Origin of the sequence: Gordonia sp. LUNF6 (assembly GCF_047041125.1) — a bacterium.
Lineage (GTDB): Bacteria > Actinomycetota > Actinomycetes > Mycobacteriales > Mycobacteriaceae > Gordonia > Gordonia sihwensis.
Genome location: NZ_CP178181.1, coordinates 2,287,377 through 2,303,532 on the forward strand (window position 1 = coordinate 2,287,377; position 16,156 = coordinate 2,303,532).

Below are 16,156 nucleotides of genomic sequence, written 5' to 3' on the forward strand. Positions count from 1 at the left end.
CTGACACACTGGGACTCGTGATCAGAGTGGGACTCACCGGCGGCATCGGCGCCGGCAAATCGACGGTTGCCAAGACCTTCATCGAACACGGCGCGTATCACGTCGACGCCGACCGCATCGCCCGCGAGGTGGTGGAGCCCGGCACGCCGGGTCTGGCTCAGCTCGTCGACGCCTTCGGACCGGAGATCCTCGACGCCGACGGCGCTCTCGACCGTCCGGCCCTCGCGGCGCGTGCATTCGTCGACGACGACAGTCGCAAGCTCCTGAACTCGATCACGCATCCATTGATCGGCGCGCGGACCCAGGAGCTCACCGACGCGGCGCCCGCCGACGCGATCATCCTTCACGACGTCCCGCTCCTCGTCGAAGGGAACATGGCGCCGTTCTATCACGTGGTCGCCGTGGTGCACGCGGATGCGGACGTCCGGCTGGACCGCCTGGTGAACCTGCGCGGCATGGATCCCGAAGACGCGCGGTCCCGAATCGCGGCGCAGGCGACGGACGACCAGCGTCGAGACGTCGCCGACATCTGGCTCGATAACTCGGGGACCCCGGACGAGCTCGCGGCTCAGGCTCTGCGCGTCTGGAACGAGCGATTGATTCCGTTGCGCGACAACGTTGCCGGCCGCGTCTGTGCCGAGCTGCCGACACGGCCACAGGAGTACGACCCTTGGTGGGCCGTATTGGGACGCCGCGTCGTGAACCGCGTATGGGCGCTGGTCGGGGCCGGAGCGACGGCGGTCGAGCACGTCGGCCCGACCGCCGTCGTCGGGCAGTCGGCGCCACCGGTGATCGATATCCGGGTGACGGTCGCCGACCTCGGATCCGCGGATTCGCTCGCGGACGCACTCGCCGACGGCGGGTTCCCGCGGCTGTCGTCGTCCGAGGACGAACGCCTGCACGCCAGCGCCGATCCGGCGCGTCCGGTCCGCGTGCACGTGTGTCCGGTAGCGCCGTCGGCGTAGCGGTTCGCGTGGCGGACGTCAGACTCCGATCGCCCGTCGAATCAGCGCCGACGACGCCAGACAGGGGCCGGTATCCGCTCGGCACGACGAAGCCCGCGCAGTCGGTGACCGCGCGGGCTTCGTCGAATTGAGCGAGATGCTAGGCGACCTCGCCGTCGCGCTCCGCCACCAGAGTGAGGGCGATGTCGACGATCATGTCCTCCTGGCCACCGACCAGACGCCGTTCACCGCACACGGTGAGGATGTCGCGCACGTCGAGGTCGTACCGTTTGGCCGCGGCCTCGGCGTGACGCAGGAACGACGAGTACACGCCGGCGTAACCGAGCGTCAGCGTCTCGCGGTCGACGCGGACCGGGCGGTCCTGCAGTGGCCGGACGATGTCGTCGGCCGCGTCCTCCAGCTTGTTCAGGTCGCAGCGGTGCTCGAAGCCCGACAGATTCGCGACGGCGACGAAGGGCTCGATCGGGCAGTTGCCCGCTCCGGCACCGTGGCCGGCCAGCGAGGCGTCGACGCGGTAGACGCCGTTCTCGACCGCGACCACCGAGTTGGCGACCGACAGCGAGAGGTTCTCGTGAGCGTGGATGCCGATCTCGGTCTCCGGATTCAGCACGGCCCGGTAGGCCTTCACTCGCGCGACCACGTCGTTCATCGTCAGGCGTCCGCCCGAATCGGTGATGTACACGCAGTGCGCGCCGTAGCTCTCCATCAGCTTGGCCTGCTCCGCCAGCTTCTCGGGGGTCGACATGTGCGAGAGCATCAGGAAGCCCGAGACGTCCATGCCGATCTCCCGCGCCGCGGCGATGTGCTGTGCGGAGACGTCGGCCTCGGTGCAGTGCGTCGCGATGCGGACCGACCGGACGCCGAGATCCCATGCGTGCTTCAGTTCCTCGACAGTGCCCACGCCCGGCAGCAGCAGAGTGGTGAGCCGTGCGTTCTTCAGAACACTCGCCGCGGCCTCGATCCACTCCCAGTCGGTGTTGGAACCGGGCCCGTAGTTCACCGAGCCGCCCGCCAGACCGTCGCCGTGCGCCACCTCGATGGCGTCGACGCCGGCCTCGTCGAGCGCAGAGACGATGCGCTTGACGTCGTCGGTGCTGATCTGATGGCGGATGGCATGCATGCCGTCACGCAGCGTGACGTCCTGGACGAAGATGGGGGTGCTCATGCGTTGGACTCCTTCAGCGCTGCGATCCGCTCCGCGTACTGCAGGCCCGCGGACGTCATGATGTCGAGGTTCCCGGCATAGGCCGGCAGATAGTGCGCGGCACCCTCGACTTCGAGGAAGACCGACACCTGGTGGGTGGGAGCCGACTCCGGCTCCTGGGTCATCAGCGTCTGAACCGGCGACCCCTCGGCGATCGGGTTGATCTGCACCTTCTGCTTCAGTCGGTACCCCGGGACGTATGCGGAGACGTCCGCGACCATCTTCTCGACAGAATTGCGGATCCGCTCCTGAGTGTCCAGGTCCGGCGCATCGACCAGCGCATACACGGTGTCGCGCATGATCAGCGGCGGCTCGGCCGGGTTCAGGATGATGATGGCCTTGCCGTTGCGGGCCCCGCCGACCTGCTCGATGGCCGCCGACGTGGTCTCGGTGAACTCGTCGATGTTGGCGCGGGTGCCGGGTCCGGCCGACTTGGACGCGATGGACGCGACGATCTCGGCGTAGGCGACCGGCGCCACGCGGGACACCGCGGCGACGATCGGGATGGTCGCCTGCCCGCCGCAGGTCACCATGTTGACGTTCTGCGCATCGAGATGGTCGCCGATGTTCACCGCCGGCACCACGTACGGTCCGATGGCCGCCGGCGTCAGGTCGATCAACCGCTTGCCCAGCGGCTGCAGGATCGACGCATTGTGCTCGTGGGCTTTGGCCGAGGTGGCGTCGAAGACGATCTCGATCTCGTCGAAGTTCGGCATCGCGACGAGACCCTCGACGCCTTCGTGCGTGGTGGGCACGCCGAGGCGCTGGGCGCGGGCCAGGCCGTCGGAGTCGGGATCGATGCCGACCATCGCACCCATCTCGAGGTGCTTGGCGGTCCGCAGCACCTTGATCATCAGATCGGTCCCGATGTTGCCGGAGCCGATGATGGCGACCTTCGTCTTGCCGCCTGACGTCTTACTCATGGGAGTTCCCTTCACTGAAACGGGCTTTCACCGATCCGAGGCCGTCGATCACGACGGTCACCTCGTCTCCGGGTTGAATCGGGCGCATGGGGCCGAGCGCTCCGGACAGGATCACCTGACCCGCGCGCAGGGGTTCGCCGAAGTCGCGGGCGGCCCGGGCCAACCAGGCGACGGCGTTGAGCGGGTCTCCGAGGCAGGCCGCGCCCTCACCGGTCGAGACCTCCTCGCCGTTGACGAGCATCGACATGCCGACGTCGACGGGACGGAACTCGTCGAGCGTCCTGCGGTCGGTGCCGAGGACGTAGACCCCCGAGGAGGCGTTGTCGGCGACCGTGTCGGCGAATGCGATGTCCCAGCCGTCGATGCGGCTGTCGCAGACCTCCAGTGCGGCGACGCCGTAGTCGATCGCATCGCGGATCTGTTCGATGTCGAGCGGACCGTCGGCGAGATCCTTCTTCAAGACGAAAGCGACCTCCGCCTCGGCCTTGGGCTGCAGCAGCCGGTCGATCGGAACCACCTCGCCGTCGCCGTACGCCATGTCGTCGAAGAGGACGCCGAAGTCGGGCTGGTCGACGCCCATCTGGTCTTGAACGGCCGCAGAGGTGAGGCCGATCTTGCGGCCGACGATCGTCGCACCGCCGGACACCCGGCCCGCGGTCAGCCGTTCCTGGACGCGGTAGGCCGCGGCCAGATCCGTGGGTCCGATCAGGTCGCGCACCGGAGTGCACGCCTGTCTGGTCTGGAGGGCGGTGAGCAGCCGCTGCGCGGCCTGGTCTTCGGCGACCGGATTCTGCGCCGGCTCGCGTTCGGTGGTCTCGGTCATGGTGACCATGCTCACCGCTGTGCCGCCCGAAGAGAAGAGCGTCGTCTCGCTGAGCGAGACGGAGGCGGTAGTGTCGTCCGCATGGCCAGAACGACGCCCTCGAAACCGTCGGATCCGGGCGACGGCGAGCACGCCGTGGACCGCGCCACCGTCGTCGGCAAAGTGGTGACCATCCTCCGGGCCTTCACTGTCGACGACAACGAACTGAGCCTCGCCGAACTGGTGCGCCGCACCGGTCTGCACAAGGCGACGGTGCATCGGCTGGCCGGTGAACTCGTCGGGGTCCGGCTCCTCGACCGGACCGACGACGGGTACCGACTGTCCGGCGGCCTGTTCGAACTCGGGATGCTCGCGTCGGTGGAACGCAGTCTGCTGGAGATCGCGATGCCCTTCCTCCAGGACCTCTACGGGCGAACCCGGGAGACCGTGCACCTGGGTGTCCTCGACGGCCACGAGGTGGTCTACGTGGCGAAGATCGGCGGTCACCGTCAGGCCAGCGCGCCCTCGCGCACAGGCGGCCGGATGCCGTTGCACTGCACGGGGATCGGCAAGGCACTCTTGGCGCACTCGGATCCCGCTCTGCAGCAGAGCGTCCTCGCCGGACCGCTCCCCCGCCGCACCCCGCGAACGATCGTCGCGCCGGGCATCCTGGCGCGCCAACTCGATGCCATCCGCGAATCCGGAGCGGCCTTCGAGTACGAGGAGTCGGCTCCCGGAATTGCGTGCGTTGCGGCGCCGATCCTGGACGTCGCGAACAACACCGTGGTGGCCGCGGTCAGCGTGACCGGCCCGCTCACGCGGTACCGGCCCGAGGCGCACACCGACGCGGTCCGCGCCGCAGCGACCGGGATCGCGTCCACCCTCGACCGTCGACGCACGCTGCGTTGACGAGGCGGGGCGGCCGATCGAATCGGCCGCCCCGCCTCGTCGCCGGAGTGTCGCGAGTCGTCACACGGTCGCACCTTCGGCGGCGGCCGCCGCAGCGGGTTCCGGCTCCGGCACCCGAGCGAACAGAACCACCGCGCACACCAGGCTGAGCAGGCAGACAACGGCGAGATACGCGGTGACGCCGGCGGCGCCACCGGACTCCCCGACCAGCGCCGAAGAGATGATCGGTGCCAGTCCCCCGCCCAGAATCGCGCCGACCTGCAGGATCAGCGAAGTTCCCGAGTAGCGGACGGCGGCCGGGAAGGTGTCGGCGATGATCGCGCCCTGGACGCTGTGCGTGATCGGCACGATGACGCCCATCCCGAGGAACGCCGCGGCGGTGATCACCGCACTGCCCGTGCCGAGCATCGGCAGGAAGACCAGACACCAGATCAGCAGCGCGACCGACCCTCCGACGAACATGGAGCGCCGGCCGCTGCGGTCGGCGATCCGAGTCCAGAACGGGATGGTCGCGAACCAGATCACGGCCGCGACCGAGACGCAGACGATGAGGAAGGAACGGCTGTAATCGAGGTGCTCGGTGCCGTACGAGAGGGTGAAGACCATGAACACGTAGGCCACCGCCGAGTTCGCGATCATCACGCCGAGCGTCAGTGCCATCCGCCCGACACCCACGCGCATCGCCTCTCGCAGCGGGAACCGCTCGACGGCCCGGTGACTGACGACCCGGCTGAACGAGGGCGACTCCTCGACGTGCAGGCGGATCACCAGACCGATCACCACAAGCACCGCGCTGAGCAGGAACGGGATCCGCCAGCCCCACGCGTCGAAGGCTCCGGACGGCATCACCGCATTGGTGGTCAGGAAGACGACGTTCGCCAGGACCAGTCCGGCGGGAGTGCCCATCTGCGGGAAACCCGCGTAGAGGTTCCGCTTGCCTGCGGGCGCGTGCTCCATCGACATCAGCGTGGCGCCGGCACCCTCGCCGCCGAGACCGAGTCCCTGGACCACGCGAAGCAGCACCAGCAGTACCGGCGCCCACACTCCGATGGACCCGTAGTTGGGCACCACGCCGATCAGCGTCGAGGCCGCACCCATCATCAGGAGCGAGACGATGAGCGTGTTCCGCCGTCCGACCCGGTCGCCGAAGTGACCGAAGACGAGGCCACCGAGCGGACGCGCGACGAAGCCGACGGCGAACGTGCTGAAGGCCGCGAGCGTGCCTGCGGCGGGACTCAACGACGGGAAGAACTGTTTGTTGAAGATCAATGCGGCAGCTGTGCCGTAGAGGAAGAAGTCGTACCACTCGAGAGTGGTGCCGACGAGCATCGCCGAGGCGACCCGGCGTCGCGCCTGCTGATCGCTCAGTGCCTTGTCGGAGGATCGGGTGAACATCGATATCGGCCTTTCATGGGTGTGAGGTGACGACGCCGACGAACGATCAGTAATCGGGGTCACATTCAGAAGACGGCATACGGCGGCGCGTGAGAAATGCCTTTCCCCGCGGTACCGATGCCCCGGCGGGCATAGGGATGGAGCGGGCCGTCGGCGCACCACCTGGCGGCCGGACACCGCCCGGCTCCGGTGCGGGGAGACTCAGAGTCCCAGGAAACGCTCGGCGTTCCCGTGTGTGATCAGCGATCGGGTGGTCGAATCCAGGAATTCGCTCTTTCGCACCACTTCGCCGACCGGCCGCTCTCCGAGCGGATAGGGGTAGTCGCTGCCCACCAGCACCCGGTCGCGCCCGATCGTGTCGACCAGCAGCCGCAACGCGCGTTCGTCGAAGACCACCGAATCGACGTAGAACCGTCCGAGATAGTGCGACGGCGGATATTCGGAGGTGCCGATGACATCGTGGCGCCGATGCCAGGCGTTCTCCATCCGACCGAGCCAGAAGGCGAACGAGCCGCCGCCGTGCGCGAAGGCGATCTTGAGTCGCTCGTCCACTCGGTCGAAGGTGCCGCCGAGGATCATCGCCAGAATCGACAGATGCGACTCGGCGGGCATCCCCACCAGCCATTGCGCCATCCAGCGGTCCAGTCGCGGCGATCCCGCCATGTCCCACGGGTGAACGAAGACGGGGACGTCGCGGTCGGCGCAGTGCTGCAGAAAGGTGACGACGCCTTCGTCGTCCAGATCACGATCGCCGACGTGGTTGCCGATCTCGACGCCGCGGTGCCCGTTGGCGAGGCACCGGTCGAGTTCCTCGCATGCGAGATCGGGATCCTGCAGCGGCACCTGACAGAACGGGATCATCCGTTCGCCGGCCGCGTCGACGATCTCGAGTGCCAGATCGTTGAACACCGCGGAGATCCGCGCGGCCTGTTCACCGGTCCTCGCGTAATTGAAGAACACCGGCGTCGGCGAGACCACCTGGGTCGCCACCCCGTCCGCGTCCATATCGCGCAGGCGCACCTCCGGATCCCACGCGTCGGACTGGATCCGGCGGAACTCGACGTCGCCGGTCATCATCATCGCCTCGCGTTCGGACTCCACACGCAGCCACGGCGCTTCGGGACCGGCGACGTCGCGCAGGTCGGGCCATCCCTTCGGCACATAGTGGGTGTGGACGTCGATGATGTCGCTCACTTCAGCCCTTCCCCGGATGGAGGGCGCCGCATTCACGGCAGGTCCTGGCCTGCTCATCGGAACCGAAGGAGTCGAAGACCGGAGGCATGTCCTCGACGAGGTCGCGCACCTGCAACTCCACCTCGTGCAGCTTGGTGTGGCATTCCAGGCAATACCACTGGAATTTCTCCAGCGTGCCCTCCTTGCGGACCCGCTCGATCACCAGACCGATCGAATCGGGGTCTGGCCGCTGCGGCGAATGCGGAATGTTCGCAGGCATCAGCCACGTCTCCCCTTCCCGGACATCGACCCGTCGCGGCCCGTCCTCGGTCATCAGGTTGACGTGGATGTCGCCGCGGAGTTGGTAGAACCACTCCTCGTACGGCTCGTAGTGGTAGTCGTAGCGCTCGTTGGGGCCGCCGACCACCTGAATGATGAAGTCGTCTCCGAGCGCCATCATCTGGTTGTTCACCGGCGGCTTGAGCAGATGGCGGTTGTCGTCGATCCAGCGCTGGAAATCGATGACGGGCGGAATGGTCGTCATGGGAACTCCTGGGGTTGTGAGTGGGTGGCCGAGTCACGGCCGCCGGCGATGTGCGATCGCCTGGATCTCGATGAGCAGGTGCGGATGCGGGAGCTGGTGCACCGCGACGGTGGTCCGCGTGGGACCGTTCTCGTCGAAGTACTCGCCGTAGACGCGGTTGTAGGCGCCGAAATCGTTCATCGACACGAGGTAGGCCGTGACCTGACAGAGGTCGTCGAGTCCGGCGCCGACCTCGGCGAGGATGTCGCGGATGTTCTCGATCACCGCTCGCGTCTGCGCCTCGATGTCGAGGGAGGCGGTGCCCATCTCGTCAACCTCGACGCCGACGAACGTGTTGTCCGGACGGCGCGAGCTGGTGCCGGAGACGAAGATCAGATCGCCGACCGTCTTCACGTGCGGGAATCGTCCTCGAGGGGTGGCTTTTCCGCTGACGACGAGCGCCTCGGCGCCGGCGGCGCTCATCGGCGGGCCGCCTCTCCGACTGCCGTGAAGGACACCGTTCCGAGTCCTTCGACGGTGCACTGCACGTCCGTGCCGTCGGGCGTGGAGGCGGTGAGCGGCAGCGCGGCGGTCGCTGCGCCGGCGAGTATCACGTGGCCGGCCTCGAGCGGAATGCGCCGCCGCCGGCACATGTCGAGGAGCGCGAGCAGGGCCCGAGCCGGATCGCCGAGGATCGCGGCGGTGGAACCGTGCACCGAGTCGGCGCCGACGCGCAGGGTCACGTCGAGGTCCGCCGCGTCGCACAGCGGCGACCACTCCCCGATCGCATATCCGGCCGCCGAGGTGTTGTCGGCCACCACGTCGGCGTAGGTGAAGGCGAAGTCCAGATAACGCGAGTCGATGACCTCCACCGCCGGAGCGATCGCCGAGACCGCGTCGAGGATGTCCTCGTTCGGGTCGTCGAGGCGCACATCGCGCGAGAGCAGATACGCCACCTCCGGCTCCGCCTTCGGGTGGATGAACTTCCCGAGGTCCACCGTGCCGCCGTTCGCGACGGTCATCGCGTCGGTGAGCCGGCCCACGATGACGTCGGAGACGCCCATCTGCGCCATCTTGGCCTTGCTGGTGAACCCGAGTTTCACTCCGACCACGCTCTCGCCGCGCGCCGTTCGCAGCCCGATCAGTTCTTCCTGCACCCGATATGCGAGGTCGACGTCGAAGGCGGTACCGACCGCGGGATCACGTTCGATGCTCGGGGTCTCTCGACATCCGGTCTGGGCGTGGTCGAGACGGCCGGCCAGCGCGGCCGCCTCGTCGTCGGTGGTGTGCATATGCGGTCCTTTCGCTTCGGACGGAGGTGTGGTGGTCACAGTTGCAGGCAGACGTTGGTCGGTTCGGTGTAGAAGTGCAGCGAGGATTCTCCGCCCTCGCGGCCGATGCCGGAGAGCCCGACGCCGCCGAACGGGGCTCGCAGATCACGCAGGTACCAGGTGTTGACCCACGAGAGCCCGACGTTCATCCGCGCGGCGACGCGGTGACCGCGACGCAGATCGTCGGTCCAGACAACCGACGCGAGCCCGTACTCGGTGTCGTTGGCGAGTGCGATCGCCTCCTCCTCGGTGTCGAACGGGACCAGACCGGCCACCGGGCCGAAGATCTCCTCGCGCATCACGCGACTGCTGTTGTCGACGCCCGTCCACAGCGTCGGCGCGATCCACGAACCCCCGTCGAGGTGCTCTCCCACGTCCGGGACCCGGCCCCCGCACACCACATCGGCGCCTTCCGCGCGGGCGAGGTCGAAGTAGCTCAGGACCTTCCTCCGGTGCTTCTCTGAGATGAGCGGGCCGGTCGTCGTCGCCTCGTCGAACGGATCTCCCAGCCGCAGCGAGGCGGCCTCGGTCGCCAGGCCGGCCACCACCTCGTCGAAGATCCGCCGCTGAACGTATACGCGCTCGGTGCACAGACACACCTGGCCGGTGTTGGTGAAGATCGACCGGCTCAGTCCCTTGACCGCCTCGTCGACGTCCGCGTCATCGAAGACGATCGCCGCGTTCTTGCCGCCGAGCTCCAGCGAGACCGGCCGCACCCGCGGCGCCACCGTCCGCATGACGTGACTGCCGGTGGCCGACGATCCGGTGAAGGTGACACCGTCGATTCCGGGATGCTCGGTCAGGAACGCCCCGGCCGAATCGGCGCCGAAACCGTGGACCACGTTGTACACACCGCGCGGCAGACCGGCTTCCGCGAGCACTTCGGCCAGCAGCGAGGCGGTGGCGGGAGTGTCCTCGCTCGGCTTCACCACCACCGCGTTCCCGCAGGCGAGCGCCGGTGCGACTTTCCAGGTGAGGAGCAGGAGCGGGAGGTTCCAGGGGACGATGATCGCGATCACGCCGAGCGGTTTGCGGACCGTGTAGTTCAGGGCTCGGCGACCGTCGGCGGTGTCGGTCAGGTACGACTGCTCGCCGGCGCTCGACACCAGGTCGGCGTACGCGCGGAAGTTCATCGGAGCGCGGGCGACGTCGAGGGCACGCGCCTGTGTCACCGGCTTGCCGGTGTCGGCGAGCTCTGCGGCGACGAAGTCGTCGAAGCGCTGTTCGATCAGGTCGGCGGCACGACGGAGGATCCGGGCCCGATCTGCGACCGGCCGGTCGGCCCAGCCGGCGGCCAGCGCACGTCGCGCCGAACCGACGGCACGGTCGACGATCTCGGCTCCGGCCTCGTGAACCCTGGCGTACGCGGTGCCGGTGGCGGGGTCGACCGCGTCGAACGCCGACGCCGGATCGGGGTCGAGGAATGCGCCGTCGACGTAGTTGCGAATCCATTCGGGGTGGGGTGCGGTCATGAATCCACTGTGATCCGCATCGCCATGTGGTTCAAATACCTAGCGGAATCACTCACATACCGAAATAGTCATAACGGAGATGGTCACAACCGCCGACCGGAGTGCCGGTCGTCATAGCAAAAATGGCATAGTCGGGTACGTGTTCGGCATTAGACGGGTATGAGTTGCGTGCCAGACCCTGAAGACGATTCGTTGCCGTTCGAAGGAGCCCCGTTGTTCGACCCCGAGATCGCCGCCGCATACAGCGCCCGCGGAACCGTGTCCCCGGAAACCTTCGCCAGGGTGATGGACGATTACCGAACGCGGTCCGAGCGCGCAGTCCGGGATCTGCCGGGCGCCCGCGGCGTCGCCTACGACGAGCACAGCGACGAGGTGCTCGACGTGTGGGGGATCGCCGACGCTCCCCGTCCGGTATTCCTGGTGATCCACGGCGGATACTGGCGCTCGCTGTCACGCCTGGACACCGCGTTCATGGCGCGCACGCTGGCCGACCACGGTATCGCCACTGTCGCTGTCGACTACGGACTGGCTCCGGCGACCTCCCTGCCCGAAATGGTCCGTCAAGTCAGGGCGGCCGTCGCATGGGTGCATCGCGACGGACCCGCGCACGGCCTCGATCGCAACAGGATCGTGGTCTGCGGCAGTTCGGCGGGTGCTCACCTCGCCGCGACCACCATGATCGGCGGTTGGCAGGCCGACCTCGGGCTGCCCGATCGCGCAGTGCACGCCGGCCTGCTGATCAGCGGACTCTATGATCTGCGGCCGCTGATCCACGCCGAGGCGAACGAGTGGCTCTTCCTGACCGAGCAGTCCGCTGCCGACCTCAGCCCGGCCCTCGCACCGCTGCCCGACGATCCCGCTCCGGCGGTGATCGCCATGGCCGAGCACGAGGCCGACGGCTTCCGCCGGCAGAGTCGGGACTTCCACCGGCACTGGGCCCGCGGAAGTGCCGGCCCGCTCCTGACCGTTCCCGGACGGAACCACTTCGACGTCTTCGTCGACCTGGCCGATCGCGACACCGAACTGTCGTCGGCCGTGCATCGTCTCTTCGCCCTGACCGCACCGACCCACACCCCGAAATGAGGACCCCCGTCATGTTCCGCAAGATCCTTGTCGCCAACCGAGGCGAGATCGCGATCCGCGCCCTCCGCGCGGCCGTCGAGCTGGGCATCACCACCGTCGCGGTGTACCCGCACGAGGACCGGAACTCTCCCCACCGGTTCAAGGCAGACGAGGCGTACCGGATCGGCGAGCCCGGGCATCCCGTTCGGGCCTACCTCGATGTGGACGAGATCATCCGTGTCGCGAAGGAATCCGGTGCCGACGCCGTCTACCCCGGATACGGATTCCTCTCCGAGAACCCCGAACTCGCACGGGCGTGCGCCGCGGCCGGGATCACCTTCGTGGGTCCGACTGCCGAAGTCCTTCAGCTGACGGGCAACAAGTCTCGAGCGATCGCCGAAGCCCGCGCCGCCGGGCTCCCGGTCCTGGCGTCGACCGAACCCTCCACCGACGTGCAGACGCTGCTGGACGCCGGCGAGTCGATGACCTTCCCGGTCTTCGTCAAGGCCGTCTCGGGCGGCGGTGGTCGCGGCATGCGCCTCGTCGACGATCCCGCACTCCTGCGCGCGGCGCTCGAAGAGGCCTCCCGCGAAGCGGAGTCGGCGTTCGGCGACGGTGCGGTGTACATCGAGCAGGCGGTGAGCGGGCCGCGGCACATCGAGGTCCAGGTCCTCGGCGACGCCACCGGCGACGTCGTCCATCTCTATGAGCGCGACTGCTCCGTCCAGCGTCGCCATCAGAAGGTCATCGAGCAGGCACCCGCGCCGGACCTGCCCGCGGACCTGCGCGAGCGCATGTGCGCCGACGCCGTGCGCTACGCACGCCACATCGGCTACACCTGTGCCGGGACGGTCGAGTTCCTCCTGGACCGCAGCGGCGACTACGTGTTCATCGAGATGAATCCCCGCATCCAGGTGGAACACACCGTCACCGAAGAGGTGACCGACGTCGATCTCGTCCAGACCCAGTTGCAGCTCGCCGCCGGAGCCACTCTGGCCGGTCTCGGACTGTCGCAGGACACGATCGCGCTGCACGGTGCCGCCATGCAGTACCGGATCACCACCGAGGACCCCGCGAACGAATTCCGGCCCGACACCGGACGCATCACGGCGTACCGGTCGCCCGGCGGCGCCGGCGTCCGCCTGGACGGCGGGACCACGGTCGGCGCGGAGGTCGGCGCCTACTTCGACTCCATGCTGGTCAAGCTCACCTGCCGCGGGTCCACTCGCGACATCGCGCTCGCCCGCGCCCGCCGCGCGCTGATGGAGTTCCGCATCCGAGGGGTGACGACGAACATCCCATTCCTCCGCGCAGTGCTCGACGATCCGACGTTCCAGTCCGGCGCCGTCGACACCGGCTTCATCGCCGCGCATCCGGAGCTGCTGCACGGCAACGCTCCGGCCGACCGCGGCACACGCATGCTGAACTACCTGGCCGACATCACGGTCAACTCCCCCAACGGCAAGGCTCCGGCGGGCGTGGACCCGGCCTCCAAGCTGCCGCGGCCGGCATCCGAGCGATCCGTGCCGGAGGGCTCCCGCCAGCGGCTCGCCGCCCTCGGCCCCGAACGCTTCGCCGCCGATCTCCGTGCGCAGAAGGCGCTGGCGATCACCGACACCACCTTCCGCGACGCGCACCAGTCGCTGCTCGCCACACGCGTCCGCACCAAGGACCTGACCGCTGTCGCCGGCCACGTCTCCTCGAGCATCCCGGAACTGCTGTCGATCGAGGCCTGGGGCGGTGCGACCTACGACGTCGCCCTGCGTTTTCTGCACGAGGATCCGTGGGACCGCCTGGCACGACTGCGCGAGGCGGTGCCGAACATCTGCCTGCAGATGCTGTTGCGGGGACGCAACACCGTCGGCTACACCCCTTATCCCACCGAGGTGACCGATGCCTTCGTGGCCGAGGCCGCCGCCACCGGCGTCGACATCTTCCGCATCTTCGACGCGCTGAACGACGTCGACCAGATGCGTCCGGCGATCGACGCCGTGCGCGCGACCGGCACTGCGGTCGCGGAGGTCGCCCTCTGTTACACCGGTGACCTGACGGACCCGGCGGAGGATCTCTACACCCTCGACTACTATCTCCGGCTGGCCGAGCGCGTCGTCGACGCCGGCGCGCACATCATCGCCGTCAAAGACATGGCCGGGCTGCTGCGCGCCCCGGCCGCCACCACGCTCGTGACGGCCCTCCGGTCGCGTTTCGACCTTCCCGTTCACGTCCACACGCACGACACCGCGGGCGGCCAGCTGGCGACGTACCTCGCGGCGTGGAACGCCGGCGCGGACGCGGTCGATGTGGCCGCGGCCCCGATGTCGGGCGGTACCAGTCAACCGTCGATGTCGGCGGTGGTCGCGGCGACCGCCCACACCGACCGCGACACCGGCATCGACCTCGACGCGGTCTGCGAGCTCGAGCCCTACTGGGAGTCGATGCGCGGGCTCTATCACCCGTTCGAGGCCGGCATCCCCGCTCCGACCGGCCGCGTGTACACCCATGAGATCCCGGGCGGTCAGCTGTCGAATCTGCGTGCGCAGGCCACCGCTCTGGGGCTCGCGGACCGGTTCGAGGAGATCGAACGCGCCTACTCCGGTGTCGACCGGGCCTTCGGCCGCCTCATCAAGGTGACGCCGTCGTCGAAGGTCGTCGGCGACCTCGCCCTCGCTCTCGTCGGTTCGGGCGTCAGTGCCGAACAGTTCGCCGCCGATCCGACGGTGGTCGACCTCCCCGAGTCGGTCACCGGATTCTTCCGCGGCGAGCTGGGCACTCCGGCCGCGGGTTGGCCCGAACCGCTCCGCACCCGGGCGCTCGGCGACACGCCGGCCGTGGCACCGCCGCTCGCCGAACTGACCGACGACGACCGCGCCGGGCTCGCAGCCGACTCGCAGACGCGCCGGACCACACTGTCACGGCTGCTGTTCCCCGGTCCGTCCAGGGAATTCATCGAGCACCGCGAGACCTTCGGCGACACCTCGGTGATCGGCACCCGCGAGTTCTTCTACGGTCTGGTTCCCGGCACCGAACACGTCGTGGAACTCGGACCCGGTGTCACGCTCCTTCTCGGCCTCGAGTCGATCTCCGAAGCCGACGAACGCGGGATGCGTACGGTGATGTGCTGGATCAACGGCCAGCTGCGGCCGGTCCAGGTGCGCGACCGCTCGATCGAAGACGCACGGCCGCGGGCCGAGAAGGCCGATCCGTCGGTTCCCGGTCAGGTGCCCGCCCCGTTCGCCGGCGTGGTCACCCTGGAGGTGTCCGAAGGCGACGAGGTGGCCGCGGGCGACACGATCGCCCATATCGAGGCGATGAAGATGGAGGCGGCGATCACCACGCCGGTGGGCGGCGTGGTCGGCAGGATCGCGGTGCCGGGGGTGGCGCAGGTGGAGAACGGCGACCTGCTGATCACGATCACCTCCGGGGTATGAGTGCGGCGGACCGGCCGTCGATCGATCTGCCGAAACTGCTCGACGGCCGGCTGAAGATCCGGCACCTGGTCTTGATCGACGCGCTGTCGCGGCAGGGCAGCGTGATCGGCGCAGCCGCGGAACTCCACGTCACTCAGCCGGTCGCCACGCGAAGCCTGCGCGACATCGAGGCGATCGTGGGAGTGGAACTGTATGAGCGCGGCCCGCGGGGAATCACGCCCACGATCTTCGGGGCGGCGTTCACCGAGCACGCGCGGGCGATCCTCGCACAGCTGAACCAGGCGGGTCGCCATGTGGTGGAGCTGGCGGACGCCGATCGCGGCACCGTGATCGTCGGGACGCATCTCGCGGGATCGAATGTGCTTCTGCCGCAGGCGATTGTGCAGTTGAAAGCGAAGCATCCGCGACTCACCGTCGTGGTGCGAGAGGGCTCGCCGGAAGCGCTGCTCGCTGAACTCGAGGCGGGTCGGATCGACATGATCGTCGGTCGTCTGACATCGCCGAGCACATCGACTATCACGCGTATCCCGCTGTACGAGGAGTCGGTGGAGGTCTTCGCCGGCGCCACCCATCCCCTCGCGGGGGCCGGACCGTTCTCTCTCGCCGACACCCGCGGTTACCCGTGGGTGCTCCCCGGCGTCGAGACCGCCCTGCGCGGGGAACTCGAAGCGGTGTTCGCCCGCAGCGGAACCGCGTTGCCGGAGAACCGTGTGGAAGCGACGAGCTTCCTCACGGTACGGGAGCTGCTGCACCATACGGAGACGCTCGCTGTGCTGCCCAGCCTCATCGGACGCGGCGACGCCCGCCTCACCCCGCTCGACGTGGACCTCGGATCCATCGGGCACAGCGTCGGACTCACCGTCGCCGCCGACCGTCCGCTCAGCCCGTCGGGCCAGGCTCTCGTCGCGCACCTGCGGACGGTCGCCGAAGTACGGCTCGGGTGAGACTGCAGGAGACGGACAGGTCGGC

14 protein-coding genes are annotated in these 16,156 nt (G+C 68.5%); 5 read left to right on the forward strand and 9 right to left on the reverse strand.

What is annotated here, in order from left to right; translation table 11 throughout:
* The first annotated feature begins 17 nt into the window (after positions 1-17).
* Positions 18-965, forward strand: a complete 948-nt coding sequence (gene coaE, locus ACK8HH_RS10690) for a dephospho-CoA kinase (protein ID WP_197462943.1) — start codon at positions 18-20, stop codon at positions 963-965.
* A gap of 139 nt (positions 966-1,104) precedes the next feature.
* On the opposite strand, the gene dmpG is transcribed toward coaE, so the two are convergent.
* The 3 genes from dmpG to ACK8HH_RS10705 are packed head-to-tail and all read right to left on the reverse strand — an operon-like array spanning position 1,105 to position 3,924.
* Positions 1,105-2,130 carry a 4-hydroxy-2-oxovalerate aldolase gene (gene dmpG, locus ACK8HH_RS10695; protein WP_006895434.1) on the reverse strand — a complete coding sequence of 342 codons (1,026 nt, stop codon included), beginning with the start codon at positions 2,128-2,130 and terminating at the stop codon, positions 1,105-1,107.
* Positions 2,127-3,092 (reverse strand): acetaldehyde dehydrogenase (acetylating), encoded by a 966-nt coding sequence (locus ACK8HH_RS10700; RefSeq protein WP_006895433.1) that lies wholly within the window; start codon positions 3,090-3,092, stop codon positions 2,127-2,129. Before ACK8HH_RS10700 ends, dmpG begins: the two co-directional genes overlap by 4 nt.
* Positions 3,085-3,924, reverse strand: coding sequence for a 2-keto-4-pentenoate hydratase (locus tag ACK8HH_RS10705; RefSeq protein ID WP_375003992.1), 840 nt, complete (start codon positions 3,922-3,924; stop codon positions 3,085-3,087). The genes ACK8HH_RS10700 and ACK8HH_RS10705 overlap by 8 nt, the downstream gene beginning before the upstream one ends.
* 72 nt (positions 3,925-3,996) lie before the next feature.
* Here ACK8HH_RS10705 and ACK8HH_RS10710 point away from each other — a divergent pair, with 72 nt between their 5' ends.
* Positions 3,997-4,803: an IclR family transcriptional regulator gene (locus tag ACK8HH_RS10710; RefSeq protein WP_045536798.1), complete on the forward strand. Its 807-nt coding sequence runs from the start codon at positions 3,997-3,999 to the stop codon at positions 4,801-4,803.
* A gap of 60 nt (positions 4,804-4,863) precedes the next feature.
* Here the strand turns inward: ACK8HH_RS10710 and ACK8HH_RS10715 are convergent, their stop codons facing one another.
* From ACK8HH_RS10715 to ACK8HH_RS10740, 6 genes are all read right to left on the reverse strand, one after another.
* Positions 4,864-6,198: an MFS transporter gene (locus ACK8HH_RS10715; RefSeq protein WP_006895429.1), complete on the reverse strand. Its 1,335-nt coding sequence runs from the start codon at positions 6,196-6,198 to the stop codon at positions 4,864-4,866.
* 201 nt (positions 6,199-6,399) lie between these two features.
* A complete protein-coding gene (locus ACK8HH_RS10720; protein WP_062367746.1) occupies positions 6,400-7,392 on the reverse strand; it encodes an amidohydrolase family protein in 993 nt (330 codons plus the stop codon).
* 1 nt (position 7,393) lies between these two features.
* Positions 7,394-7,915 (reverse strand): 3-hydroxyanthranilate 3,4-dioxygenase, encoded by a 522-nt coding sequence (locus tag ACK8HH_RS10725; protein WP_006895426.1) that lies wholly within the window; start codon positions 7,913-7,915, stop codon positions 7,394-7,396.
* 33 nt (positions 7,916-7,948) lie between these two features.
* Positions 7,949-8,377 (reverse strand): RidA family protein, encoded by a 429-nt coding sequence (locus ACK8HH_RS10730; protein ID WP_006895424.1) that lies wholly within the window; start codon positions 8,375-8,377, stop codon positions 7,949-7,951.
* Positions 8,374-9,186, reverse strand: coding sequence for a 2-keto-4-pentenoate hydratase (locus ACK8HH_RS10735; RefSeq protein WP_412475174.1), 813 nt, complete (start codon positions 9,184-9,186; stop codon positions 8,374-8,376). The genes ACK8HH_RS10730 and ACK8HH_RS10735 overlap by 4 nt, the downstream gene beginning before the upstream one ends.
* Positions 9,187-9,221: 35 nt before the next feature.
* Complete coding sequence (locus tag ACK8HH_RS10740; protein WP_006895421.1) at positions 9,222-10,697, reverse strand: 2-hydroxymuconic semialdehyde dehydrogenase; 1,476 nt, start codon at positions 10,695-10,697, stop codon at positions 9,222-9,224.
* A 168-nt stretch (positions 10,698-10,865) separates the two neighbouring features.
* On the opposite strand from ACK8HH_RS10740, the gene ACK8HH_RS10745 reads away from it, so the two are divergent.
* Genes ACK8HH_RS10745 through ACK8HH_RS10755 form a run of 3 tightly spaced genes read left to right on the forward strand, consistent with a single transcriptional unit; the run spans position 10,866 to position 16,131 of the window.
* Positions 10,866-11,780 carry an alpha/beta hydrolase gene (locus ACK8HH_RS10745; protein WP_231649987.1) on the forward strand — a complete coding sequence of 305 codons (915 nt, stop codon included), beginning with the start codon at positions 10,866-10,868 and terminating at the stop codon, positions 11,778-11,780.
* Positions 11,781-11,791: 11 nt separating this feature from the next.
* Positions 11,792-15,187, forward strand: a complete 3,396-nt coding sequence (locus tag ACK8HH_RS10750; protein WP_346076725.1) for a pyruvate carboxylase — start codon at positions 11,792-11,794, stop codon at positions 15,185-15,187.
* Complete coding sequence (locus tag ACK8HH_RS10755) at positions 15,184-16,131, forward strand: LysR substrate-binding domain-containing protein (RefSeq protein ID WP_346076727.1); 948 nt, start codon at positions 15,184-15,186, stop codon at positions 16,129-16,131. Before ACK8HH_RS10750 ends, ACK8HH_RS10755 begins: the two co-directional genes overlap by 4 nt.
* Positions 16,132-16,156: the final 25 nt, after the last annotated feature.

Bases quoted from the DNA above. Each gene is read 5' to 3' on its own strand.
- dmpG (WP_006895434.1), bottom strand. From the start codon at position 2,130: ATGAGCACCCCCATCTTCGTCCAGGACGTCACGCTGCGTGACGGCATG.
- ACK8HH_RS10700 (WP_006895433.1), bottom strand. From the start codon at position 3,092: ATGAGTAAGACGTCAGGCGGCAAGACGAAGGTCGCCATCATCGGCTCC.
- ACK8HH_RS10705 (WP_375003992.1), bottom strand. From the start codon at position 3,924: ATGGTCACCATGACCGAGACCACCGAACGCGAGCCGGCGCAGAATCCG.
- ACK8HH_RS10710 (WP_045536798.1), top strand. From the start codon at position 3,997: ATGGCCAGAACGACGCCCTCGAAACCGTCGGATCCGGGCGACGGCGAG.
- ACK8HH_RS10715 (WP_006895429.1), bottom strand. From the start codon at position 6,198: ATGTTCACCCGATCCTCCGACAAGGCACTGAGCGATCAGCAGGCGCGA.
- ACK8HH_RS10725 (WP_006895426.1), bottom strand. From the start codon at position 7,915: ATGACGACCATTCCGCCCGTCATCGATTTCCAGCGCTGGATCGACGAC.
- ACK8HH_RS10730 (WP_006895424.1), bottom strand. From the start codon at position 8,377: ATGAGCGCCGCCGGCGCCGAGGCGCTCGTCGTCAGCGGAAAAGCCACC.
- ACK8HH_RS10735 (WP_412475174.1), bottom strand. From the start codon at position 9,186: ATGCACACCACCGACGACGAGGCGGCCGCGCTGGCCGGCCGTCTCGAC.
- ACK8HH_RS10740 (WP_006895421.1), bottom strand. From the start codon at position 10,697: ATGACCGCACCCCACCCCGAATGGATTCGCAACTACGTCGACGGCGCA.
- ACK8HH_RS10750 (WP_346076725.1), top strand. From the start codon at position 11,792: ATGTTCCGCAAGATCCTTGTCGCCAACCGAGGCGAGATCGCGATCCGC.
- ACK8HH_RS10755 (WP_346076727.1), top strand. From the start codon at position 15,184: ATGAGTGCGGCGGACCGGCCGTCGATCGATCTGCCGAAACTGCTCGAC.